Raw genomic sequence first — 25,790 nt, forward strand, 5'->3', positions numbered from 1 at the left:
AACAAAGCAAGTAAGTCCTCTTACATTTATTGATTTAGATTAGTTAGATAGAATGCGGTTTTAGTTGTGCGTCGGGTTCTGCGTCAATGTTCCCGGATATGAATTTATTGCATCTTGCGGAATGTAATAAACAACACGATAATCTGTAGCGGGAATGTCTTCAAGCTGACTTTGCGGTCCGGGATAGCGGCGCACCAATGGGTCACCATTGCGGAATACATCGTAACTGCGTTCTGCCTGATAGGCCAACTCCAACTGCCGTTCCTTGTCAATACGTGTCTTGGCATTGCTTGCATCCAAAGAGGCATATCCACCACCTACAATGGCACGGTTACGAATCAGATTCAGGTCAGCAAGCGCTTCCGCATACTTACCTTGCTTGGCATAAGCCTCAGCACGGTTCAGATAGATTTCGCTCAAACGGGAGATGATGGGAGAATGCAAATGAGAATCCTCACCTTCACGAGAACACTTCGTGATATAGAACTGCGGATAAACACGGTTCAAAGAAATGAAGTAATCTTCAATACCCGTCAAGTCAGTAAGTACATTGGTAACGTTTGTACCGACATTGTAATTAAGTATCTTGAAACGACCCTGTTCCAAATCTACCACTTCCAGTTCATACTTATTGTCCTTGGTAACGGTATTCCCCGCAGCATCCTTCAAGGCTTCCAACTTGTTAGCGTCATCTGCCTTTACCTTATACTGCGTCACATTCTTTTCTACCGCATAATACTTGCCATTTTCTTCCACGAAGTTGGCTTGTACATAATTGTATCCGGTCAGTTTATCCATAGAGACATTCACCTCCAACGGCAGCGTCGGTTTGATGAAGCGGAACACTTCCGTTTTGGCATCATCGTAAGTAGGCTCAATGAAAGCAGCACGGGCATCCACCATCTTATAATGATCTTCACGCCAATCGTTGCGTCCTGTCTCATTCAGCAAGTCGATGTATTTGGCACTGGCGTACATTTCGCCCCAGCCCATGCCGCCAATGTTGGCATACATACCGCCTACACCATAATAGTGGTCATAACCGGAGTATTCGGACGCTACACGTTTGATGGCAAAAATCGTCTCTTTATTGTCTTCCGGCACAAATGTGTTGTACTTCATGAAGTCCGAACGGGACAGCAAAGAGTATTTACCAGAATTGATGACTTGCGTAGCAAAGTAAATTGCAGAATCCGCATAGTTCGTATTAGGATTCTCGTATGTGCCGCTCATATACAAATAAACACGTGAAAGCATGGCTTGCGCAGCTTCCTTCGATGCAAAGATTGCACTATTGTTTATAGTCATCATATCTGCCGCCTTGCGCAAGTCAGTGATGGCTTGGGCATAAGTTTGCTTTACAGTAGCACGGTCGGGCAGATTGAGATTACTGATATCAGAAGGAGTGCCGTTTACGATGGGCACACCAAGATTGGTTTCAGGATTCTGCGCATAAGGACGGCCGTAAGCACGGCAAAGGTAGAAATAGAGCATGCCACGGATATAGTAGCATTCACCCAATTTGTTGTCCACCTCATCACTTTGTCCTTCGTCTATCATATTGATGATATTGGAACTCTGGGCAATGGCTTTATAGCTGTAGTCCCAGAAATTCTGCAAACGGTAATTCTGCGGCGTGCGGCTGAATGAGATGAATTCATAGAAAGCATCGGTAGATGAGCCACGAATCATCATGTTATCACCGGCATATTCACCACAACGGTGCATGGGGTCAGCCCAATGTTTGAGCTGTGCATAACAGCCGTTCAACAAAGATTCAAGCGAAGAGTTAGGATCTGAGGCAACATCCTCTGCCGCCATAGAGCCGTAAGGCAGGCGGTCAATGTCACAAGCCGTGAACGATACGACCGCCAATATGATAAGAATTATTTTTTTCATATATCTGTCTCCTTATTAGAATGTGAGATTAATACCAAACATATATTTCCGTACAGACGGATAAACAGAAGGTCCTGTAGTTCCCATTACAGCGCCATCACTTGCCGGAAGTTCCGGGTCAACACCTGAATAGCCCGTGAATGTCAGCAAGTTCTCACCCGTAAAGAAGATACGCATATTCTGAATGTAATATTGGGGCAACTTCAGGTTATAACCTATGCTGACAGAACGCAATTTCAAGAAGTCATTGCTTTCAATGTAGCGGGATGACATCTTGTTAGAATTACTCTTGTTATTGTAAGAAGCTACCGGATGAGTTGCTATATCTCCCGCTTTCTCCCAACGCGTCCAACCATCTTTCAACTTCATCTGGTTACGGTCAGTATACGTACCATCCGAATCATATTCCTGACGAGAATAGTTATAGATATGTCCACCCAATGAATAACCAAATACGGCATTGAAATCGATGTCTTTCCATCTCAAGGCTGTAGAAAATCCACCAAAAATCTTAGGATTGGCAGTACCGCACTTACGGTAAGCGGCATCCGCGTATGCACTGGTCTTATTACCATCGGCATCATACCATTGCGGTGCACCATTTTCCGGATTTACGCCAGCCCATTCCGGCATCCAATACGTATCGATAGGAGTCCCTACTTCCAAAACCCGCTGTGCACTGCCTGCAATGCCGGAACCATCACCAATAACCAATCTTGCAGTACTGGTTGTACCATCAGCGGCACGAGTCTGATAAAGATCTTTCAGTTGATTCTTATTGTGTCCCAAATTACCATCAATACTCCATAACCAGTCTTTGGTACGGATGATATCACCGCCAATAGAGAACTCAAAACCTTTGTTTTCCATCTTACCTACATTTCTGTAAATGCTTGTAACACCAGTCAGACCTGAAACGGGCACTGCATACAGAATGTTGTCCGTATTCTTTGTGTACCAATCAAAAGTGAAGCGGAAACGTTCTTCCCACATGGACAAGTCCAAGCCTACACCGATAGTCCTTGTTTCTTCCCAAGTCAGATCTTTGTTTCCAATCTGGCTAATCAAGGCACCAGGAACACCGTCGTAGCTATAGCTGGAAGAAACAGAATAGAGGTCATATTGCGGATAAAGAGCATCCGGGCGATTACCAACAGTACCATAAGAGACACGAAGTTTCAAGTTATTAACAAAATCCCATTTGAACCATTCTTCACGATTGACATTCCAACCAGCACTGATAGAAAAGAAATTACCCCATTTATTATTGTCTCCGAAGTTAGAAGCACCGTCATGACGCAAAGAAGCTTCTACTAAATACTTGTTGTCGTAGCTGTAATTCCCCTTTAAGAAGTAAGAATCCACTGCCCATTCGGAAATTCCACCTTTGGCTTTTTCAGCCAATGCTGTTGCATTCAATACCTCAAAGCCTGAAATCAGACCTGTCCCATAAGCATCAAGTGTCTTGCTCCAATAGTCCTTGAACTCATGTGCAGCCAATGCTTGCACCGAGTGTTTGTTAAAGTTCTTGCTGAATCGCAAAATTTGATCGGTAAAGCGACGCGCTACTTCCCATCTATAGTCAGTGACGCGTCCTTGTACACTTTCACCACCACTGGAACGGGGGGCTGTATAGGACTCGCTTGCATAAGAAATGTACTTATAGCTATTTATAGAAGAGAAGGTCAGCCAATCAGTCAATTTGATGTCAAAATCAAAATTACCCATGAATTCCAAGTAACGGGAGCTGGACTTATCGCCATAGCTAAGGTCAAGCAAGTAATTGGTTGCCGTATTGTTTACCCAACCGGAATTACGATGTGGCACTAAACCACCATTTTCATCGTAAGGACTGTCCCAAGGGAACATGGAATACATGGCTCCTACACTGTATTGCGTATCGTTGATGTCACGACGTGCGCCGGACAATGAAGGCTTTACCGTCAACCACTTGTACGGTTTATAAGCGGTCTTCGCACGGAAATTATAGCGCGTATAGTCATATCCCTTGACTGCACCCTTTTCATCATATACACCGACAGAAACAAAAGAATTCAGTTTCTCGTTTCCGCCCTGCAAAGATACATTATAGTCTTGTGTAAAGCCTGTCTTGGTAGCTAAATCCCACCAACTGAAATTACTGTTACGCAAATCAGAACTCCAACGCGGGAAGCTGATGTCACCTGAATTGGAGAAGTTACTGTACAAGTCATAAAGCTCCGCACCGTTCATCATCTCCAGCTTACCGTTGTTCAGGCTACTGATACCCATTTTGGCGGAAATATTGACGCTCATCTTGTCGGTCTTGCCACTCTTGGTAGTGACAACAATTACACCATTGGCACCTTCCGAACCGTAGATAGCGGTAGAAGAAGCATCTTTCAGGATGGTCATAGTCTCGATGTCATTCGGATTCAACTGTCCGGCATCCGAACCTACAATCACACCGTCGATAACCCACAACGGAGAAGTTGTACCATTCAGAGTTACTTGTCCGCGGATGACTACTGCGCCCGAAGCACCCGGCTGACCTGAACCCGGAGCAACATATACACCTGCTACCTTACCATTCAGCATATTTTCTACAGAAGGAGTAGTGATGTCTTTCAGTTTTCCGCTACTTACAGTCTGCATCGCACCCGTCAAGCTTTCCTTCTTCTGCACGCCATAGCCCACAACAACAACTTCATCCAGTGCTTGAGCGTCAGGAAGTAGCTTCACTATCAATTTTTCTCCTGCTTTCACGACATGTTCTTGTGATACATATCCGATAAAAGATACTACCAATGCAGAACCTTGAGGAACGTCCAGCGTGAATTTACCGTCCAAATCGGTCACTGCCCCAATTCCGGCATTGCCTTTTACAACAACATTAGCGCCGGGAATTGTTTCCCCATTTTCGTCAACAACCTGGCCTGTTACTTTGATGATAGCATTTTGTTGAGGCTGAGGAACAGCAATCGGAGCTTTTTTTGCCACTGTAATCTGACGGGCATTGATTTTATACTCCAGATTCGTTGCAGAAGAGAGTTCATTCAGAATCTCCTTTACCGCTTTCCCGTTCGTGTTAACGGAAACTTTTTTTTCTAATTCCGACAAAACATTGTTGGAGTACAGAACGACATAATTACTGTTACGTTCGATGTAGCCAAGCACCTGCTTCACTGTCTGTGTTATTGCCACTCTTTGTTCATTCTCTGAACCGCGGTAGTCTGCGGCATGAAGGGGGAACAAACTTCCCTCCATTGCTAAAAAAACACCTAATAATAGATAAATAGGCATAAAACAGCCATTTATCCATCCAATAGTCATCTTTTTTTTCATACTTTCGTAATGATTTTGGTTACTAAATAAAATGAATTTATTGAAATCAATTCCAGTCGGACAATATCGCGAGTAATGTCCGACTGTTTTTTCTCTTTTGAAAGGTTGTTTTACGTTTGCTTTTTCTGTTGCTTCATTTTCTTACAATTTTAAGGTTAACAATATGTTTTTCTTTAAATGCTGTCTATATAAACCGCATCTTTTCGAGAAGCGAATGCCAACGGCAAGGTCTGTCTAATCGATTCCAGCACCGCATCCAATTCTTCGTTCAAATAAAGTTTTCCAAAGAAAGGAATATCCGTTATGGAAGGATGGCAAACTATCAACTGCCCGTAATATTCCGTAAGATACTGAAGTACCTCTTTCAAAGGTTTCCCGTTCAGCACCCATACGCCATCCACCCAATGAATATAATCAAGCGCATTTACTTTCTCTTTCTTCGAAATGCCTGCCTGATTCAACTCCACCCGTTCATTGGGCTGCATCTTTATATGTTTTTCCTGATGATCCTTTACATCAACAACTCCCTCGACCAAAACCACATCTGCATGCGTACTGCCTTTACGAGCAGCTACATTGAAAGATGTACCCAGCACTTCTACTTCAAAGGCAGAAGTACCAACCACAAAAGGTTTCTTCTCATCGCGCGCCACCTTCAGATAGACTTCACCTTCTACAAAAATTTGCCTTTTCTTACCCTTGAAGGTACGCGGATAAATTACCTTACTGTCAGAGTTTATCCATATCCGGCTATTGTCAGCAAGCACAATCATAGAGCGACGTCCTTTCGGAACTATTATTTGGTTGTACTCTCCAGCCCCTTCTTCCTTTTCTGCTTCTTCGGCAACAACCGCCTCGTCCAGTTTGGCTGAGTTTACTTGTACCTGCCCGTTCTGCGTATAAGCTACCTTGGCATTGTTAGCTATCTCTACCTTCTTTTTATCTGAAACGACCAAAGTAACTTCTTTCACATTCTCAGCGGTTTTGTTGGCAAGTAAGAATTGTTCCATTTTCATCTTTTCATCTTCAATTTCCCTTCCTCCATGATTGAAGAAATAGAAAAGACCCAGCAAGAGAGCTATGGATGCCGCAACCAATCCAGCATACAGATTGAAGGAAAGGCGTGTTTTGACGCCGAACTTTTGTCTGCTTTCTTCCTCTTTTATTTTCTGAAGTGTCTTGTTCCACACTTCGTCCGTATCCATCCGGGAAGGTTCACAATCATTCCATAAGAAAATCAACTTTTGCAATTCTTCTTCCGGCCGGGAGGTTTCTCCACCGGAAAAAGCAGAACGGTCATCCAAAATGGATGCCAACCATTCGTACTTATCGCTCTCTTCTTTCTTTTTATCTTTCATCTGTATGACAGTGTTATTTATATGACGCAGTGTTTTTTCAAATCTCCTATCCCTAAAATGGATTTGGGGAAGATTTATTTTTTCAAAGCCGAAGAAATAAGCTCTAAGGCTTTGGCTATGTGAATATTGATGGTCTTTACCGAAATATTCAAAATATCGGCTATTTCTTTATAGGGGAGTTTTTCTATCTTTGCCAATACAAAAACTTGTTTGCATCGGGGAGGCAGACCATTAATGGCATCATTAATCCGAATCATTTCTTCTTGACTAATCAAATATTCATCAGGTGTCTGCAAATCAGTGGGAATAGTGTGATCTCCCAATTCATCCCACGAAACGGAGGAAGCAGGAAGAATATTCTTACGCAAATAGGAGATCGCTTTATTATGGGTGATAGTAAGCAACCAGGCTTTTTCTTTTTTTATCTTGGTCAGTTTCCCTCTGATTTGCCAAACCTCAAAGAATACATCGCTCACTATTTCCTCCGCCGCCTCTTTGGAATGGACCAGATAACGTGCGTAATACAACAGATCGCTGGAATATAATTCGACAAAACGCCTGAAAGAACGCTCATCCATATCAGTTATATTATTTTGCCGATGCATCTGTTCCTATTTATTGCAAATTACCATTTATATGCATATTTTTGAACAAAGTTACTGAAATATATTATTAAAATGCAATATCTGTAATGTTTTTTATGATTATCTGCATTTCTCAAAGTTATTAAAATAAACCTTCTCTCAGATTCTTAGTAAAATTCCTCTGCTTTTTCCTTCAGAATTCATCTTCACACATCAAAAAATCATTTATTCACACCATTTAACTCAATGCATATTGCAGTCTTACGAAAGAATCGTAGTTTTGCATTGAATTCATTAAAACATTTTATCCATGGAAAAGTTAACTATACAAGAAGAAGAAGCAATGCTCTACATTTGGGAACTGGATGGTTGTTTCGTAAAAGACATCGTCGCCAAGTACTCAAAGCCGACACCACCCTACACAACGGTAGCCTCCATCGTGAAAAATCTGGAGCGTAAACGATATGTCCGTGCAAAACGCATAGGTAACACCTATCTGTACACCCCTCTGATCAAGGAAAGTGAATATAAACGTACCTTTATGAGTGGCTTTGTACACAACTACTTTGAAAACTCTTACAAGGAAATGGTCTCATTCTTTGCCAAAGAACAAAAAATCTCGGCCAATGACTTGAAAGACATCATAGATATGATAGAAAAAGGAAAGGAACAATAACCCATACACCATATATATGTTAGCCTATTTTCTGAAAGTAAATGTAGCGATAGCACTGTTCTACGCATTCTATCGGCTGTTCTTCTACAAAGACACGTTCTTCGGATGGCGCAGAGCGGCATTACTTTGTTTCTTTGCCGTCTCGGCAGCCATTCCGTTATTGAACATACAAACTTGGATTACAGAACAAGAGCCCATGGTAGCAATGGCCGATCTATATGCCAACATCGTGCTGCCGGAATTCACGATAAACACACGGGTCGCACCCAACCGGGAAGACAGCATTTTAGCATTTGCAGGCATTGTTTATTGGGGAGGAGTCATACTTTTGGGAATACGCTTCTTTACTCAATTGGCAAGCATAGTCCGATTAGCGTTCCACTGCCGTACCTTGCGCGCCAACGACACCTACATATATTTACTTCCGCAGGCGGAAGGCCCTTTTTCATTCTTTCACTGGATCTTCATATATCCGACTTCACATACGGAACAAGAATTCAATGAAATATTGACCCATGAGCTAACACATGCCCGTCAATGGCATTCCATTGATGTAGTCATCAGTGAGCTGACTTGCATTCTATGCTGGTTCAATCCTTTTGCCTGGCTCATGAAGCGAGAAGTACGCACTAATCTGGAATACATGGCCGATGCCCGCGTTTTGGAAAACGGCTATGACTCCAAAACCTACCAGTATCATCTGCTGGGATTATCACATCACAAGGCTGCAGCAACTATCTATAACAATTTCAATGTTTTACCATTAAAAAAACGAATCAAGATGATGAACAAAAAGAGAACAAAAGAGATAGGAAGGGCAAAATACCTGATGTTCCTTCCTTTGGCAGCCTTACTTATGATTGTCAGCAATATCGAAGCCGTGGCACGCACCACCAAACAGATAGCAACGGAAGTCATAAAGGCTGTGGACCTCAAGATGGAACAACCAATTGCCGCCAAAGACACGATTCCCGAAGACGTGGTCTTTGAAGCAGTAGAGGTTATGCCGGAATTTACCGGAGGCATAAATGGCCTGATGAAATATCTGAGTAAAAACATAAAATATCCCACTGAAGCCCAAGATGCCAAAGCCCAAGGAAGGGTCAACGTACAGTTCATAGTGGAAAAAGACGGAAGTATATCCAACGTAAAGCTGTCTCGCGGCGTGAACCCATATCTGGACAAAGAAGCTATCCGCGTGATAACGGGAATGCCAAAGTGGAAACCGGGGAAACAACGCGGCAAAGCAGTGCGGGTGAGATACATTGTGCCTGTCATGTTCAGATTACAAAAACCTGCCAAGCCAGCCACAACAAGCGCCAAGGGTGATGTTTATGAAATAGTAGAAAAAAATCCAGAATTCCCCGGAGGACAAGCGGCCTTAATGCAATTCCTTTCCAAAAACACCAAGTATCCTGCAGAAGCCCAAAAAGCAGGTAAGCAAGGAAGGGTACTCTTGCAAATGATTATAGACAAAGAAGGCAATATCACCAACCTCAAAGTTGCCCAAGGAGTAGATCCTCTGCTGGATGCTGAAGCTTTGAGAGTAATAGGCTCTATGCCCAAATGGAAACCGGGAACACAAAAAGGGATGCCCGTAAACGTGAGATACACAATTCCTGTCATGTTCAGAGTACAATAGGCCTTGACAGAATGAATAAATGAAAGAAAGAAAGAAAAGGAGTTGCCTTGATGCAACTCCTTTTCAAGATAGATTATTTATGTACTGCCACAATCTTTGTCGGTGTCATTTCTATATTCCGCTTATCAACCTGACGAACCACGGCAGCAGCCAATTGCAAAAAGGCGCGACCGGTTACGGAGTTTTCATCGAGGGCAGCCGGAGTGCCATTGTCACCACTCTCGCAAATACTTTGCACTACGGGTATCTGTCCCAATAAAGGCACGTTCAGCTCTTCGGCCAGTTCCTTACAGCCGTCTTTTCCAAAAATATAATATCTGTTCTCCGGTAATTCGGCAGGCGTAAACCATGCCATGTTTTCCACCAATCCAAGGATGGGTACGTTCACCTTATCATTGGTGTACATGTCCACCCCCTTCCGTGCATCGGCAAGCGCCACTTGCTGCGGAGTGCTGACTATCACCGTACCGGTGATGGCGAGCGTTTGCAGCAATGTCAAGTGGATATCGCTCGTTCCAGGAGGAGTATCAAGAATGAAATAATCCAGTTCTCCCCAGTCGGCATCACCCACCAGTTGTTTCAAGGCATTGCTCGCCATACCCCCGCGCCACAGGGTGGCCTGTTCGGGATTTACAAAGAAACCGATGGAAAGCAGCTTTATGCCGTATTTCTCTACCGGGATAATCAAATCTCTCCCACCTATGTTTTCGGCATAAGGTTTCGCATCTTCCACTTTAAACATTTTGGGAACGGAAGGGCCGAAGATATCAGCATCCAGCAAACCGACTTTATAGCCCAGCTTGGCCAACGATACAGCAAGATTAGCCGCTACGGTGGATTTTCCCACTCCCCCCTTGCCAGAAGAAACGGCAACCACATTCTTTACCTGAGGCAACAGCTTGCCCACTTCAGGACGGGCAACCTGACGGCTCTCGGTGGAAATCACGGCTTCTACCTCAGGAGATACATAGGTCTGTATTGCCGTTTCAGCGGCTTTCACCATTGATTTCATAAACGGATCGGTCGGTTTCTCGAATATCAGCGAAAAGCTGACTTTCATCCCGTCGATACGCAGATTGTCGGCTACCATTCCCCCTTCTACAAGGTTTTTTCCAGTACCCGGATAACGCACTGTTGCCAGCGCATCAAGAATCAGTTTCGGATATAAAGTCATAATATTTTTTTTAGTATAATAGTTTTAATGATAGCAGAAGCTACGGCTCTATTGCGCTTTGTGCAAGAATAAATACAGATGATGCGATAATGCAATATAGGATTATCATCGCATCAATACCCATCGAATGATAAATCAATCATTTACCGGTTTGCAAGCTACTGCGCTTACTACGGTTATAGCTTCTGTATTCGTCCAATTCTATTTCTACATCAGGCTCCAGTAACTCGCCTGTTTGCGAAAGACGGAACTTGATGTACTTGATATTCAAACCACGGTCCAACCATTGTTGTTCATAATAAGTCTTGATACTGAGAATTTCGTCAGCCAATCCTGTATGGTACAAATCTTCGGTCATCACGTCGACGGGCAAATTGTTCTTCTCCACCATGTATTTAGTGTAAGTAAACATAAAGTTGCTGTCCGTCTTGAGATGGATAATCCCGTCGGGCTTCAGAAATCTGCGATAACGCTCCATAAAGAAAGTAGAAGTCAGCCGCTTGGTTGCCTTCTTCATTTGCGGATCAGAGAAAGTAAGCCATATCTCACTCACTTCGTCCTGTTCAAAGAAGCGGTCTATAATTTCAATGTTCGTACGCAGAAAAGCCACATTTTTCATGCCTTCCCGCAAAGACTCCGTAGCACCCGACCACATACGGGCCCCTTTGATATCCACACCTATAAAGTTTTTTTCAGGAAACAGCTTACCCAGGCCCACCGTGTACTCACCACGTCCGCATCCCAGTTCAAGCACTATCGGGTGATTGTTCTTGAAAAAGTTTCGATTCCAATTCCCTTTCATTTCAAATGGAACATCATCAATCACCGAATAAGGGTACTCAAACACGTGCGGATAATCACGCATGTCAGCAAATTTTTCCAGTTTTCCTTTTCCCATAATTTTCTTTTTTGCCCGACAAAGGTAGGGAATATCCCGTGAAAGAGAAAAAAAAGACCCGCATTTCGCTTGCGGGTCTTTGTCTTATCTTTGCGGGACACTTCTACAAAATTGTAACCCAACCATGAATATCCGGCTCATCACCATACTGGATGCCGCGCAACTTATTATAAAGTTCAGTGCATACAGGTCCCGGTTTGCCATCCTTGGCGATGACGTAAGACTTACCGTTTTCCACATCATCGATGCGTTCGATAGGACTGATGACAGCCGCCGTGCCGCAAGCACCGGCTTCTTCAAAAGTAGAAAGTTCTTCTTCAGGAACCGGACGGCGTTCTACCTTCATCCCCATATCTTCGGCCAACTGCATCAGGCTCTTGTTGGTAATAGACGGGAGAATGGAAGTAGATTTCGGAGTGATATAAGTATTGTCTTTGATCCCAAAGAAGTTGGCAGCACCACATTCATCAATATATTTCTTTTCTTTGGCATCCAAATAGAATTCACAGGCATAGCCCAAATCATGCGCTTTCTTGTTGGCGCGCAAGCTGGCGGCATAATTGCCACCTACCTTATATATTCCCGTACCAAGCGGAGCAGAGCGATCAAACTCACGGATGATAACATACGGATTGGTAGAAAAGCCACCTTTGAAGTACGGGCCTACCGGCGTGACAAATACTACAAACAGATATTCATTGGCAGGATGCACCCCCACTTGCGCACCGGTTCCCACCAACAACGGACGAATGTACAGGGAAGCACCCGACTCATAGGGCGGAATGAAACGCTCATTCAGCTTCACCACTTTCAGAATCGCTTCTTTGAAGCGTTCAGTAGGGAGTTCGGGCATCAAAATGCCACGGCAGGTGGACTGCAAACGGGCTGCATTCTCTTCCAGACGGAAAATGCGGACCTTGCCATCTTTGCCACGGAAAGCTTTCAAACCTTCAAATGCTTCCTGCCCATAATGCAAACAAGTAGCGGCCATGTGCATGGGGATAGTCTCCTCACTGCAAACTTCCAACTCGCCCCACTGCTCGTTACGATAGTAAACTCTCACATTGTAATCTGTCTTCATATATCCGAATGGCAGATTAGCCCAATCCAATTCTTTCATATCTCAAAGTATTTAGTTACCTTATTAATACATTTTGCAACAAAAATAGCTTTTATTCTTCACATTCCTTCCTCTCCGACAGTAATTTTTCTATTTCCCGATCGGCACTGATCAATTTATCACTGCAAAACGCTATAATCTCGTTTGCTTCCTTAATTTTTTCAGCAAGCACATCTATCTCCAATTCATTATTGTCTATCTGGCTGACGATTTTTTCCAGTCGAGCCATGGCTTGGGAGTATGTTTCTTTTTTCTTTGTTACCATATTTCATCTATGATTTACAATTGAGGTTAATTCTCCTTCATAAAGACGGGTCACAATCTCATCATCTGTCCGCAGCAGTTTCGCATTTTTCACAACCTTGCCATCCTTCAAAGTAATGCTGTAACCGCGGGCAAGTTGTTTTTCGGGCGAAGCATCCGCCAATCGCTGCTGCAATAGCTCCAAACGATGGTGATGGCGGGATAAAAAAGAAGTCACAGTTTGCTCTATATCTCTATGCGCGGTAAGCAAAGCCAATTTGGCTTCCGATATGCGGCGATAAGCGGCGGAAGGAATACTATTCTTATATGCAAACAATTTATGCCGTTCATGCATCAACAAATTCCTGACACCCTCTTGCAGACGACCAGCAAGCAGATCCAGTTCATCCGCAGCGTTATTCATGCATTCCGTCAGAAAGCCGGCGGCGGCCGTAGGAGTCTTCACACGGGTATGTGCCACAGAATCAATCACAGTATCATCTCTTTCATGACCTATACCGGTGATAATCGGCAACGGAAATTGCGCACAAGCGGCTGCAAGTAAATAGGTATCAAAACCTGAAAGATCGGAAGTCGCCCCTCCACCACGGATGATGACAACGACATCAAACTCTGACAAACGAGCATTTATATTGTCAAGGGCAGCCAAAACAGATTCTTCCACACGTTCACCCTGCATCAAGGCCGGAAATAATTCTGTATAAAAATAGAACCCCCGCGGATTGTTCTGCAATTGATGGCAAAAATCGCCATATCCGGCAGCCGTGGGCGAAGAAATAATTGCAATATGCTGTGGCAAACGGGGAATCTCCAACTCTTTATTAAGCGTAAGCACTCCTTCTTCTTCAAGTTGCTTCAATATTTCCTTGCGGCGGCGTGCCATGTCTCCCAATGTATAAGTGGGATCAATATCCTGGACGACAAGACTGTATCCATACAGTTCATGGAAGTTGACCGTAACCTGCACCAATACTTTGATACCTGCGACAAAAGCCTGCCCCGTAGTTTCTTCAAAATAAGGTTTCAGCAAGCGGAACACATTTGCCCAAACAGTGCCACGGGCCTTAGCTATCAAATTATTGCTACGGAGGTCTTTCTGCACAAATTCCAAATAGCAATGCCCCGTACTGTTGGTGCGTACATCACTAAGTTCCGCCTGTACCCAAAACTCATCAGGCAAGCATTGTTCTATGCTATGACGAACCAAAGCATTCAGGTCGTATAAAGAGAGAGCATCCATATCATTCTTCAGATAGTTATTGCTATATAAAAGGAGTTTCCGTTATTTGCTTTGTCCGTTCTGATAATCTTGATACGCCTTCCACATATCAGGAATGCCATAGCCGTAGATATTATCGGGATAATTCGTACGGTCACCAAAGCGCCGCACAAGTCCTATCACCTCCTTTGCCGTCAGCTTAGGGCATGCCTGCCACAGACAAGCTACCATGCCACACATGATAGGTGAAGAAAATGAGGTTCCGTTCGCCTTTCCTTGATTACCATTCGTCCCCATCACGTCAGAGCCCAAACCGACCGCCACGACATCAGGCTTTATCCGGCCATCCGACGTATTGCCTATGGATGAGAAAGGAGCCAACAGCGCATTTTTATCAACAGCCCCCACAGTTATAACATTCTCGGCATCTCCCGGAGGCGTAATCTTCTTCCATGAACCCATTCCCGAATTGCCCGCACTGCAAACAAGTATCATACCTTTATCTGCTATGCGTGACGCCTGACGTGACATCAAAGCATGAGATCCGTCCAAATCACGATATTTATAATCTTTGGATTTATCATCGAAAGAATAATATCCCAATGAAGTATTAAGCACATCCACACCCGCACTATCAGCAAATTCGACCGCGGCAGCCCAATAATCCTGTTCTACCAAATGCTCCGAATACTCGTCTTCACTACGAAGTAGCCAGAAAGAAGCTTCTGGAGCTGTACCGGTCATTATACCGGGCTGATTCATACCGATGCAGGAAAGTACCATCATACCGTGACTGCTTTCCGCAAAAATATCAGCCTGCGGATTCACAAAGTCTTTTGTCCCCAAAATACAGATGTTACTCATGGCACTAATCTTGTCAGCATTATGAAAACCTGCATCAATCACTGCAATCGTCATTCCTTGTCCTCTAAAACCGGCACTATGCAGCTTATCACCATTACTGAGCTGTATTTGACTGACAGCAAGACCATAAATGCTATCCGGATGCACAACCGGTGTATTTATCAGAGAATCTCTTTCTGTTGAAAAATCCGGCTGATTTGTATGAGGAGCCGTCCATACCTTCTCTGTTGCACGCACAAAGGGCATTGCTGCAATACGGGCTATCAATGCAGAATCATTACAAGATACCGTAACAAAGTTCTCCCATTTTCCGGTTGCTACAATACGAACTCCTTGACCACGAATTGCATCAATATATTTACGGCATACCGGCAAATCGGTCGAATCTATCGGCAAGTTCTGTTTCCGGCGGCGTGCAATCGCTTTATCAGACAAGAATGCCTCCGGACGATCGATGGAATAAGTGGTGGCAGCTTTATCAGTAAGACTTATCCGAAACTTCAGCGTATCCCGTTGTGCAGACGCGCTTACCGTCAACAATACCAAACCCACAAAAACTATTAATTTCTTCATCATTAATTTCCCTGTTTTTAATTAACTTCAGTCATCTATTTGTTTAAATTTCAATTCTCCAGATACATTCCAATCCCTCTCTGAGAGGCTATAAATGCCCCACCTACCACTCTTTTGTCGATATAGAAAACGGCAGATTGTCCCGGTGCAATAGCTGACGCATCAATTAGAAAATGCACCAGCAAACGGCCGTCTTCCAGACGCTTCACAGTACAAGGAATAGGTTTACTGCGATACCTGATGCGTACTGTGAGTACATCACTTTCAAAGAACTCCCCTTCATCTGTCAAATTTTCCTGTTCAGCCAGCATATATCTGGTCTTCAACTGTTCAGCATCTCCTAACATAACCGTATTCTTCTGCGGGTTAATTTTCAAAACGTAAGCAGGTTTTCCCAAAGCTATTTCAAGTCCTTTCCGCTGCCCGATGGTATAATAAGGAAAACCTTTGTGCTCACCCAACTTCACACCTTCTGAATTGACAAACCACCCAGACCCTATCTCACTGTCTATTTCAGGAGAATACTCCTTCAGAAAATCCCGGTAATCACCTTTGATGAAACACACCTCCATACTTTCACCTTCTTCTGCCTTGACGGTATATCCATTATCCCGCAAATATTCACGCACCTGTATTTTTGTATAAGTTCCTAAAGGGAAAATGCAACGCTTCAACACATCCTGCCCAAGCCTCCAGAGGAAATAAGACTGGTCCTTCTTGTCATCATCTCCGGCTATGATATATATTTTATGATTTATTTCCTCCAAACGAGTATAGTGTCCGGTAGCAATATACTTGCAGCACAATTTATCCGCCCATTCAGTCAATATGCGGAACTTAAACAAGGGATTGCACATTACACAAGGATTCGGAGTACGTCCTCCGCTATATTCATCAATAAAATTCTGTACGATTATCCGGCGAAAAGATTCACGTTCATCGACAATATAATGTTCGATGCCCATGCTATCGGCAAGTTGTCCGGCTTCAACAGGTTCATCACCCCATACCCACATTGTAAGTCCTACTATTTCATAGCCCTGCCCTTTCAGCATCAGGCAAGTAGCGGTGCTGTCTATGCCACCACTCATACCTACCAACACCCGTTTCTCAAATACATTCATGTTAGAAGATTATTCATTATTTTGCAAAAATACAGGTTTTCAGGGAGAAGAGACAGAAAAAGATGTCTTTTTAGCATGCCTTCACATTAAGCATCTTTTTCAAAAAGTAACATAAATGAAATATATATGACATGGAAACACAACACTTATGTCCGAACTTTGCGACTAAAATTAATCAACGACAACAAATTATGAAAAAGAGAACACTGATACTGTCCATCGTTTTACTATCATTGACCGCAAATGCCCAAGAATACTCAGGAAGTGAAGATGGAAAAAAAATAGAGAAGGAAAAGATGGAAACACAAGACTATCTGCCGGAAGTGCACGGAACCATCCGTTCCAAGTACGAATACCAGACAACAATGGGGGCCGGACGTTTTGAAGTAAGGAATGCACGTATCAGTGTAACAGGAAATATACTCCCTGTTGTTGCCTATAAAGCCGAAATCGATCTCTCTGATGAAGGGCAAATCAAAATGCTGGATGCTTATGCACGTCTTTTCCCGACCAAAGGGCTTACGGTAACCGCCGGCCAGATGCGTGTTCCGTTCACCATAGATGCCCACAGATCACCACATCAACAATATTTTGCCAATCGCTCATTTATCGCTAAGCAAGTAGGAAATGTACGCGACGTAGGCCTCACATTAGGATACACCTTACCCACAGATATGCCGATTATTATAGAAGGAGGATTTTATAACGGTTCGGGATTGACTAACCAAAAAGTATGGCATAAAGAAATAAACTACTCCGCCAAAGCACAATTCATTTTTACTAAAGGATTAAATCTCACACTGAGCGTACAAAGTATTCAGCCTGAAGAAGTGCGCATGCAGTCTTATGATGCCGGTGTGTATTATGAATTCAATCGTTTTCATATCGAAGGAGAGTATTTATATAAACGATATTGCGACAATGCATTCGGAGATGTTCAAGCTGTAAATACTTTCATCAATTACGACCTACCACTCCGTAAATTATTCAACAAAATGTCTTTCCTGCTACGCTATGACATGATGACCGACCAAAGTGATGCCAAGACCACCGATAATGAAACAGGCAAACTAACCATCACTGACTATAAACGCCAACGTCTGACGGGAGGCATCACTTTCAGCCTAAGTAAAGCTTTTCACACTGACTTACGGTTAAATTACGAGAAATATTTCTATGCCCAAAACAGTATAGCCAAAGAATCAGAACAAGACAAAATTGTATTAGAATTAATGATCCGTTTCTAAAACAGATCATTTATCCTTTTTTTGTGCCATAAAGATAACAAGAGGATAACAAATATAATAAGAAGAATCTGTGGAAATGAAAAAAGTAAGGGATGAGAAAAGACTGGCAGCCTGAAGAATTCTTCTCCTGCCTTTCCATAAACAAATAAAGCCCCCGCATTCTTTCCGGAATACGGGGGCTTCTCTAAAACGGCGACTACCTACTCTCCCACTGTTACGCAGTACCATCGGCGTGACCGGGCTTAACTTCTCTGTTCGGAATGGGAAGAGGTGGAACCCCGGTGCTGTAGTCACCTGAATAAGGCAGACATGATGCAAAAAGTAAAGTCATGCGTAATTAATCATTACGATATGCTGAACGTATATATCCCCCATACTACGGAAGACAAAAAGTCAACGGGCAATTAGTAATGCTCGGCTGTGACATCGCTGCCTGTACACCTGCATCCTATCAACGTCATAGTCTTTGACGACCCTGAGAAATCTAATCTTGTGGCTGGCTTCGTACTTAGATGCTTTCAGCACTTATCCAATCCCGACTTAGATACCCGGCAATGCACCTGGCGGCACAACCGGTAAACCAGAGGTCAGTCCAACACGGTCCTCTCGTACTAGTGTCAGAGCCACGCAAATTTCATACGCCCACGATAGATAGAGACCGAACTGTCTCACGACGTTCTGAACCCAGCTCGCGTGCCACTTTAATGGGCGAACAGCCCAACCCTTGGGACCTTCTCCAGCCCCAGGATGTGACGAGCCGACATCGAGGTGCCAAACCCCTCCGTCGATATGAGCTCTTGGGAGGGATCAGCCTGTTATCCCCGGAGTACCTTTTATCCTTTGAGCGATGTCCCTTCCATACGGAAACACCGGATCACTATGCTCTAGTTTCCTACCTGATCGACTTGTCAGTCTCCCAGTCAAGCGCCCTTATGCCATTACACTCTGCCGACGGTTACCAATCGTCGTGAGGGCACCTTTAGAAGCCTCCGTTACACTTTTGGAGGCGACCACCCCAGTCAAACTACCCACCAAACAGTGTCCCCGCATCAGCGGGTTAGAACTCAAATAATCAAAGGGCCGTATTTCAACAGCGGCTCCACAAATACTGGCGTACCTGATTCAAAGCCTCCGGCCTATCCTACACATCAATCACCCAAATTCAATGTTAAGCTATAGTAAAGGTTCACGGGGTCTTTTCGTCCCATCGCGGGTAATCGGCATCTTCACCGATACTACAATTTCACTGAGCTCACGGTTGAGACAGCGTCCAGATCATTACACCATTCGTGCAGGTCGGAACTTACCCGACAAGGAATTTCGCTACCTTAGGACCGTTATAGTTACGGCCGCCGTTTACTGGGGCTTCAATTCAATGCTTCTCTTGCGATGACATCTCCTCTTAACCTTCCAGCACCGGGCAGGTGTCAGGCTATATACCTCATGTTTCCATTTCGCATAGCCCTGTGTTTTTGTTAAACAGTTGCCTGGACCTATTCTCTGCGCCTCACATTGCTGTGAGGACCCTTTATCCCGAAGTTACAGGGTCAATTTGCCTAGTTCCTTAACCGTGATTCACTCAAGCGCCTTAGTATATTCAACCCGACTACGTGTGTCCGTTTACGGTACGGGTACCAACAGGATGAAGTTTAGCGGATTTTCTCGGGAGTATGATTACATGCGCTATCGGATTGTTCGAAGAACGCTCCGTACTGTCAGGTTCGACTCTTGCACCGGATTTGCCTGGCACAATCAACATCTACACCCTTCAACCATCTATTCCGTCAGATGGCGGCATTGTCACTGCTCCGTCTCCACGTCACTCCTGAAGGTAGTACCGGAATATTAACCGGTTCTGCCATCGGCCTCGCCGTTCGGCTGAGCCTTAGGACCCGACTGACCCTGATCCGATTAGCGTTGATCAGGAAACCTTAGTCTTTCGGCGAGGGGGTTTCCCACCCCCTTTATCGTTACTTATACCTACATTTGCTTTTCCACACGCTCCAGAAGGGCTCACGCCCCGCCTTCAACGCCGAGTGGAATGCTCCCCTACCGATGATTTCTCATCCCAAAGCTTCGGTAGAACACTTATGCCCGATTATTATCCACGCCAAACTCCTCGACTAGTGAGCTGTTACGCACTCTTTAAATGAATGGCTGCTTCCAAGCCAACATCCTAGCTGTCTTAGCAATCTGACTTCGTTAGTTCAACTTAGTGTTCATTTCGGGACCTTAGCTGTTGGTCCGGATTGTTCTCCTTTAGGACATGGACCTTAGCACCCATGCCCTCACTCCTGACATAGAACTGGTACGCATTCGGAGTTTGTCAAGACTTGATAGGCGGTGAAGCCCTCGCATCTTATCAGTCGCTCTACCTCATACCAGTATAAGTCAAGGCTGCACCTAAATGCATTTCGGGGAGTACGAGCTATCTCCAAGTTTGATTAGCCTTTCACCCCCACCCTCAGGTCATCCAGAAGCTTTTCAACGCTTATTGGTTCGGTCCTCCAGATGGTGTTACCCATCCTTCAACCTGCCCAAGGGTAGATCACTTGGTTTCGCGTCTACTCCTTCCGACTATACGCCCTATTAAGACTCGCTTTCGCTTCGGATACGCGACTGAGTCGCTTAACCTCGCCGGAAAAAGTAACTCGTAGGTTCATTATGCAAAAGGCACGCCGTCACACCAAAAGGTGCTCCGACCGCTTGTAGGCGCATGGTTTCAGGAACTATTTCACTCTTCTGTTCGAAGTGCTTTTCACCTTTCCCTCACGGTACTGGTTCACTATCGGTCTCTCGGGAGTATTTAGCCTTACCGGATGGTCCCGGCAGATTCACGCAGAATTCCTCGTGCTCCGCGCTACTCAGGATACCACTAAGGTTCGGTCGGCTTCGTGTACCGGGTTGTCACCGTCTATGACTGAACTTTCCAGATCATTCCACTCACCAACTTTCGTCCCACGACGTGGTCCTACAACCCCATACATGCCGTAACATGTATGGTTTGGGCTGTTCCCCGTTCGCTCGCCACTACTGGGGGAATCATTATTTATTTTCTGTTCCTGCAGGTACTAAGATGTTTCAGTTCCCTGCGTTAGCCTTCTGCTATGCAGAATGGTTAGTCTTCAACTAACCGGGTTGTCCCATTCGGAAATCTCCGGATCAAAGGTCATTTGCACCTACCCGAAGCTTATCGCAGCTTATCACGTCCTTCATCGCCTCCGAGAGCCAAGGCATCCGCCATGCGCCCTTGCTTACTTTTTGTCTTACCGATCACGTATGGTCGATATATACTTTCAGCTCTTACTTTACTTTTTTCGTTACATCATGTCATAGTTCGCTTTGCAAACAGTTGATAGTTGAGAATTGATAGTTGAAAGTTTCAAAAATCAATCACACTAAGACTGTCGCTGAGTGGAGAATAACGGATTCGAACCGTTGACCCCCTGCGTGCAAAGCAGGTGCTCTAGCCAGCTGAGCTAATCCCCCGTTTTTTAGTTGAAAGTGGAAGTGGAAAGCTGAAAGTTACAATAACCATCAACCTTGAACTGTCAACTTCTAACTCTTTACGTAGTCCCAGGCAGAGTTGAACTGCCGACCTCTACATTATCAGTGTAGCGCTCTAACCAACTGAGCTATAGGACTGTCGAGTTCAACCTCGCCTTACGGCTCGGCTTCTTCTTTCTCATTATATCATAATAAACAAGTACGCGTAGTACGAAGAGGTTCTGATGTCAGTATCACTGAAAGAACCAACTTTTAATTTTCAACCTTCAACTTTGAACTTTGAACTTCAAAATCGAAGATTTTGATTGAGCGTCGCTCCAGAAAGGAGGTGTTCCAGCCGCACCTTCCGGTACGGCTACCTTGTTACGACTTAGCCCCAATCACCAGTTTTACCCTAGGGCGCTCCTCGCGGTTACGCACTTCAGGTACCCCCGGCTTTCATGGCTTGACGGGCGGTGTGTACAAGGCCCGGGAACGTATTCACCGCGCCGTGGCTGATGCGCGATTACTAGCGAATCCAGCTTCGTGGAGTCGGGTTGCAGACTCCAGTCCGAACTGAGAGAGGTTTTTGGGATTGGCATCACATCGCTGTGTAGCTGCCTTCTGTACCCCCCATTGTAACACGTGTGTAGCCCCGGACGTAAGGGCCGTGCTGATTTGACGTCATCCCAACCTTCCTCACATCTTACGACGGCAGTCTCCATAGAGTCCCCAGCATTGCCTGATGGTAACTATAGATAAGGGTTGCGCTCGTTATGGCACTTAAGCCGACACCTCACGGCACGAGCTGACGACAACCATGCAGCACCTTCACAGAGACCTTGCGGCTATATAGTTTCCTACATATTCCTCTGCAATTCAAGCCCGGGTAAGGTTCCTCGCGTATCATCGAATTAAACCACATGTTCCTCCGCTTGTGCGGGCCCCCGTCAATTCCTTTGAGTTTCACCGTTGCCGGCGTACTCCCCAGGTGGAATACTTAACGCTTTCGCTTGGCCGCTGACTGTGTATCGCCAACAGCGAGTATTCATCGTTTACTGTGCGGACTACCAGGGTATCTAATCCTGTTTGATACCCGCACTTTCGAGCATGAACGTCAGTTACAGTCCAGCAGGCTGCCTTCGCAATCGGAGTTCTTCGTGATATCTAAGCATTTCACCGCTACACCACGAATTCCGCCTGCCTATACTGCACTCAAGAGCCCCAGTATCAACTGCAATTTTACGGTTGAGCCGCAAACTTTCACAACTGACTTAAGACCCCGTCTGCGCTCCCTTTAAACCCAATAAATCCGGATAACGCTCGGATCCTCCGTATTACCGCGGCTGCTGGCACGGAGTTAGCCGATCCTTATTCATAAGGTACATGCAAAAGGCCACACGTGGCCCGTTTTATTCCCTTATAAAAGAAGTTTACAACCCATAGGGCAGTCATCCTTCACGCTACTTGGCTGGTTCAGGCTCTCGCCCATTGACCAATATTCCTCACTGCTGCCTCCCGTAGGAGTTTGGACCGTGTCTCAGTTCCAATGTGGGGGACCTTCCTCTCAGAACCCCTATCCATCGATGCCTTGGTGGGCCGTTACCCCGCCAACAAGCTAATGGAACGCATCCCCATCTTCCACCGAAATTCTTTAACTGAAAAAGGATGACCTCTTTCAGTGCCATCGGGCATTAATCTTTCTTTCGAAAGGCTATTCCCGAGTGGAAGGCAGGTTGGATACGTGTTACTCACCCGTGCGCCGGTCGCCATCTGTCATATTGCTATGACAATGCTGCCCCTCGACTTGCATGTGTTAAGCCTGTAGCTAGCGTTCATCCTGAGCCAGGATCAAACTCTTCATTGTAAAAGTATTGTCAATCGGCATTGCTGCCGGTCTTTGCTCTGTTCAGGACGCTCGGTTTATTAAAAGTTTATCTTTACCTATTTATCATAAGTATTGACGGTTCTTTCATTATACCCAAGACACTCGTCTTTATAAAAAAAGTCAAGTGCCTTGCTCTTGTACTACTTGTATTGTTTATGTAAATCTGTTCAAAGATCGCTTGTTTCAAATCGGCTTTCTTTAGGAAAGCGGATGCAAAGGTAAGAACTTTTAAGTATATGCTCCAAATATTTCTGAAGTTTTTTTCTTTTTTTCTTTCTCCTCGTCGTCTCTCTTTGCGAAAGGGAGGGGAAAGGGAAAAAGGGACTGCCCTCATGATCCGTCTCTCTCAGAATGTCAATCTCAAGGCTCCCCGTCTCTTGGAAAGCGGGTGCAAAAGTAGAGATTTTACAAACACGAAACAAATATATCCAAACCTTTTTCTGAAGTTTTTTTCAATACAATACCTAACAGGCTGATTGACAAAGGAAGAGGGAAGACATGGTTTTATGCCGATGGAGAAGGAAGATTAAAAAAGAAGAAGGGGACACATTATATATATAAAGCGGGCGAAGGGGAAGGGAAGGAGCAGGCACGGGAATCGGGGGGAACGGGAAAAGATCCATGCGGCCGCAAACGGCGTGAAAAGGAAGGAAGAAAGTAAGATAAAAGAGAAGAATATATCATCTATATATCGCGTTACCTGCATCTATAGATCCACCGGACTGCATCTATAGATCCAGGTTACTCGATATATAGATCCAGGTAACGCGATATATAGATGCAGGATAGTGGGTATATAGATGCGAAAAATGCAGGATACAAATGCAGAAGATTAAGAACAGGACAACACACTAAGAAAATAAATATATAGACAAGGAAATTATTTATGGACGTTTGCGCCAATCATCTTTCACATAACTATCCGGATAGATTGTTTTATCAACGATCTCACCATCTTTTAAATGAAGCCAAGTAGTGAATGTACGGACTTTTTCTTTCATCAGAATAACGCGAGCACCATTGGACAAATGATTATATTCAGTATTTCCCCCAGTAAAGCGACCGTAAGCTAACAGGATTCCCTTCCACATCACTGCATAATCATTGTCGTGGTCATGCCCGACAAAAGTAGCCATCACATCGCCTGCCTCCTTCATGGCTGCAAACATACCTGTATTCAAAGCAGCAGAACAGGCCTTTTCCATACGAGTACCTACCAATATGGTATTTTCATCCGTAACGGCTTCATTATATTCGGGCAAAGGAATATGAAAAAAAGCTAAAGCCGGTAAAGGCTTTCCACCGTTTTTTGCCGTATAAGCAGCACTTTGCTGACGATACCAATTCACCTGATCAAAAGTTAGCCAATCATACCCCTTCACATCCGACAACTTAGAATAAGAATGGGAATCAAAACAATAAAGTAAAGCAGCTTCTTTCTTACCATCCGAGGATTTCAACGTAAGAATATAGTCAGGAGATTCCGCCTCGCCACGGTCGGGCTGCATATTGAAGGGCATAGAACGGATAACATCATACAACTCTGCACGCGTTTTACCTTGTTCATTATCGTGGTTGCCAAATGTTACAACAAAAGGGATCTTACGAGAAGAAACGCAGGCCAACACGGTACGCATAGCCGTATCGGCCGGAGCAGCATATATCACATCACCCGTAAAGATTACCAGATCGGGGCGTTCTGCATCAAGCACTTCATTTATACGCCTCAAGGCAATATCCGAAGCTGGATTACCATACTTAAAATGAACATCGGTAAACTGTACGATTTTAAACTCACCGTTTTTATTGAACTTCAAAGGCGCAACTTGTGCCCGGCATAACAGGACGGGCAAAAGCACTAAACCAAGAATTAATAAAATCTTCTTCATTTTAGTTTCTAAGTTTAAGACCGACTGAAAAGATTCTTTGATAATCAATCAGTCTGTATTTTTAGTAATCAGCACGCTGGCATAAGCAGAAATACCTTCTTCCCTACCCGTAAAACCAAGTTTCTCCGTAGTAGTGGCCTTGATGGAAACATCATCTTCTTCCACGCCCATTACCGCAGCCAAAACTTGCTGCATCCCAGGGATATACTCTTTCAATTTGGGCCGTTCCGCACAAATGGTAGCATCAATATTACCCACCGAATAACCTTTGGTAGCTATCAGTTCTACTGTCTGTTTTAATAATATCTTACTATCAATATTTTTAAACTCACCAACTGTATCAGGAAAATGGTAGCCGATGTCGCGCATATTCGCTGCTCCCAACAATGCATCGCAAATGGCATGAATAAGCACATCTGCATCAGAGTGCCCCAACAGTCCTTTCACATGCTCCAAACGAATACCTCCCAACCATAATTCACGCCCTTCCACCAACTGATGAACATCAAAACCAAAGCCTATACGTATTTTCATTTTTCTTTCTAATTTATCTTACCGTTA

16 protein-coding genes, 2 tRNA genes and 3 rRNA genes are annotated in these 25,790 nt (G+C 44.4%); 3 read left to right on the forward strand and 18 right to left on the reverse strand.

The window, feature by feature from the left end:
* Positions 1-60 precede the first annotated feature (60 nt).
* From BACHE_RS00625 to BACHE_RS00640, 4 genes are all read right to left on the reverse strand, one after another.
* Entirely contained in the window at positions 61-1,899 is a 1,839-nt protein-coding gene (locus BACHE_RS00625; RefSeq protein ID WP_013545793.1) for a RagB/SusD family nutrient uptake outer membrane protein, read from the reverse strand.
* 15 nt (positions 1,900-1,914) lie between these two features.
* Positions 1,915-5,223 (reverse strand): TonB-dependent receptor, encoded by a 3,309-nt coding sequence (locus tag BACHE_RS00630; RefSeq protein ID WP_013545794.1) that lies wholly within the window; start codon positions 5,221-5,223, stop codon positions 1,915-1,917.
* A gap of 173 nt (positions 5,224-5,396) precedes the next feature.
* A complete protein-coding gene (locus BACHE_RS00635) occupies positions 5,397-6,581 on the reverse strand; it encodes a FecR family protein (protein ID WP_013545795.1) in 1,185 nt (394 codons plus the stop codon).
* Between the two features lie 74 nt (positions 6,582-6,655).
* Positions 6,656-7,186, reverse strand: coding sequence for an RNA polymerase sigma factor (locus BACHE_RS00640; RefSeq protein WP_013545796.1), 531 nt, complete (start codon positions 7,184-7,186; stop codon positions 6,656-6,658).
* Between the two features lie 289 nt (positions 7,187-7,475).
* On the opposite strand from BACHE_RS00640, the gene BACHE_RS00645 reads away from it, so the two are divergent.
* Both BACHE_RS00645 and BACHE_RS00650 read left to right on the forward strand, forming a co-directional pair.
* Positions 7,476-7,841, forward strand: a complete 366-nt coding sequence (locus BACHE_RS00645) for a BlaI/MecI/CopY family transcriptional regulator (protein ID WP_013545797.1) — start codon at positions 7,476-7,478, stop codon at positions 7,839-7,841.
* 16 nt (positions 7,842-7,857) lie between these two features.
* On the forward strand, positions 7,858-9,483 hold the full coding sequence (locus tag BACHE_RS00650) for a M56 family metallopeptidase (protein WP_013545798.1): 1,626 nt from the start codon (positions 7,858-7,860) through the stop codon (positions 9,481-9,483).
* Between the two features lie 73 nt (positions 9,484-9,556).
* On the opposite strand, the gene BACHE_RS00655 is transcribed toward BACHE_RS00650, so the two are convergent.
* The 7 genes from BACHE_RS00655 to mnmA form a co-directional block, all read right to left on the reverse strand.
* Positions 9,557-10,657: an Mrp/NBP35 family ATP-binding protein gene (locus tag BACHE_RS00655; RefSeq protein WP_013545799.1), complete on the reverse strand. Its 1,101-nt coding sequence runs from the start codon at positions 10,655-10,657 to the stop codon at positions 9,557-9,559.
* Between the two features lie 139 nt (positions 10,658-10,796).
* Positions 10,797-11,555 carry a tRNA (guanosine(46)-N7)-methyltransferase TrmB gene (gene trmB / locus BACHE_RS00660; RefSeq protein ID WP_013545800.1) on the reverse strand — a complete coding sequence of 253 codons (759 nt, stop codon included), beginning with the start codon at positions 11,553-11,555 and terminating at the stop codon, positions 10,797-10,799.
* 103 nt (positions 11,556-11,658) lie between these two features.
* Positions 11,659-12,675, reverse strand: coding sequence for a branched-chain amino acid aminotransferase (locus tag BACHE_RS00665; RefSeq protein WP_013545801.1), 1,017 nt, complete (start codon positions 12,673-12,675; stop codon positions 11,659-11,661).
* A gap of 52 nt (positions 12,676-12,727) precedes the next feature.
* Positions 12,728-12,940 (reverse strand): exodeoxyribonuclease VII small subunit, encoded by a 213-nt coding sequence (gene xseB, locus BACHE_RS00670; RefSeq protein ID WP_013545802.1) that lies wholly within the window; start codon positions 12,938-12,940, stop codon positions 12,728-12,730.
* Between the two features lie 3 nt (positions 12,941-12,943).
* Complete coding sequence (gene xseA, locus BACHE_RS00675) at positions 12,944-14,179, reverse strand: exodeoxyribonuclease VII large subunit (RefSeq protein WP_013545803.1); 1,236 nt, start codon at positions 14,177-14,179, stop codon at positions 12,944-12,946.
* A gap of 42 nt (positions 14,180-14,221) precedes the next feature.
* Positions 14,222-15,598: a S8 family peptidase gene (locus BACHE_RS00680; RefSeq protein ID WP_013545804.1), complete on the reverse strand. Its 1,377-nt coding sequence runs from the start codon at positions 15,596-15,598 to the stop codon at positions 14,222-14,224.
* A 47-nt stretch (positions 15,599-15,645) separates the two neighbouring features.
* On the reverse strand, positions 15,646-16,719 hold the full coding sequence (gene mnmA, locus BACHE_RS00685; protein ID WP_013545805.1) for a tRNA 2-thiouridine(34) synthase MnmA: 1,074 nt from the start codon (positions 16,717-16,719) through the stop codon (positions 15,646-15,648).
* Positions 16,720-16,910: 191 nt separating this feature from the next.
* Here mnmA and BACHE_RS00690 point away from each other — a divergent pair, with 191 nt between their 5' ends.
* On the forward strand, positions 16,911-17,966 hold the full coding sequence (locus BACHE_RS00690; RefSeq protein ID WP_041579080.1) for a porin: 1,056 nt from the start codon (positions 16,911-16,913) through the stop codon (positions 17,964-17,966).
* Positions 17,967-18,153: 187 nt separating this feature from the next.
* Here the strand turns inward: BACHE_RS00690 and rrf are convergent.
* The 7 genes from rrf to ispF all read right to left on the reverse strand — a co-directional run bounded on the left by rrf (position 18,154) and on the right by ispF (position 25,763).
* Positions 18,154-18,264, reverse strand: a 5S ribosomal RNA gene (gene rrf, locus BACHE_RS00695).
* A gap of 86 nt (positions 18,265-18,350) precedes the next feature.
* Positions 18,351-21,230 (reverse strand): 23S ribosomal RNA (locus tag BACHE_RS00700).
* Between the two features lie 151 nt (positions 21,231-21,381).
* A tRNA-Ala gene (locus BACHE_RS00705) sits at positions 21,382-21,455 on the reverse strand.
* An 82-nt stretch (positions 21,456-21,537) separates the two neighbouring features.
* Positions 21,538-21,611, reverse strand: a tRNA-Ile gene (locus tag BACHE_RS00710).
* A gap of 183 nt (positions 21,612-21,794) precedes the next feature.
* Positions 21,795-23,319 (reverse strand): 16S ribosomal RNA (locus tag BACHE_RS00715).
* Together the 16S, 23S and 5S rRNA genes with 2 tRNA genes alongside form the textbook arrangement of a ribosomal RNA operon.
* 905 nt (positions 23,320-24,224) lie before the next feature.
* The gene (locus tag BACHE_RS00725; RefSeq protein WP_013545807.1) at positions 24,225-25,229 is read right to left on the reverse strand and encodes a metallophosphoesterase family protein; all 1,005 of its coding nucleotides are present in this window, start codon (positions 25,227-25,229) and stop codon (positions 24,225-24,227) included.
* A gap of 48 nt (positions 25,230-25,277) precedes the next feature.
* A complete protein-coding gene (ispF, locus tag BACHE_RS00730; protein ID WP_013545808.1) occupies positions 25,278-25,763 on the reverse strand; it encodes a 2-C-methyl-D-erythritol 2,4-cyclodiphosphate synthase in 486 nt (161 codons plus the stop codon).
* Positions 25,764-25,790 lie beyond the last annotated feature (27 nt).

The organism is Bacteroides helcogenes P 36-108, from assembly GCF_000186225.1.
GTDB lineage: Bacteria > Bacteroidota > Bacteroidia > Bacteroidales > Bacteroidaceae > Bacteroides > Bacteroides helcogenes.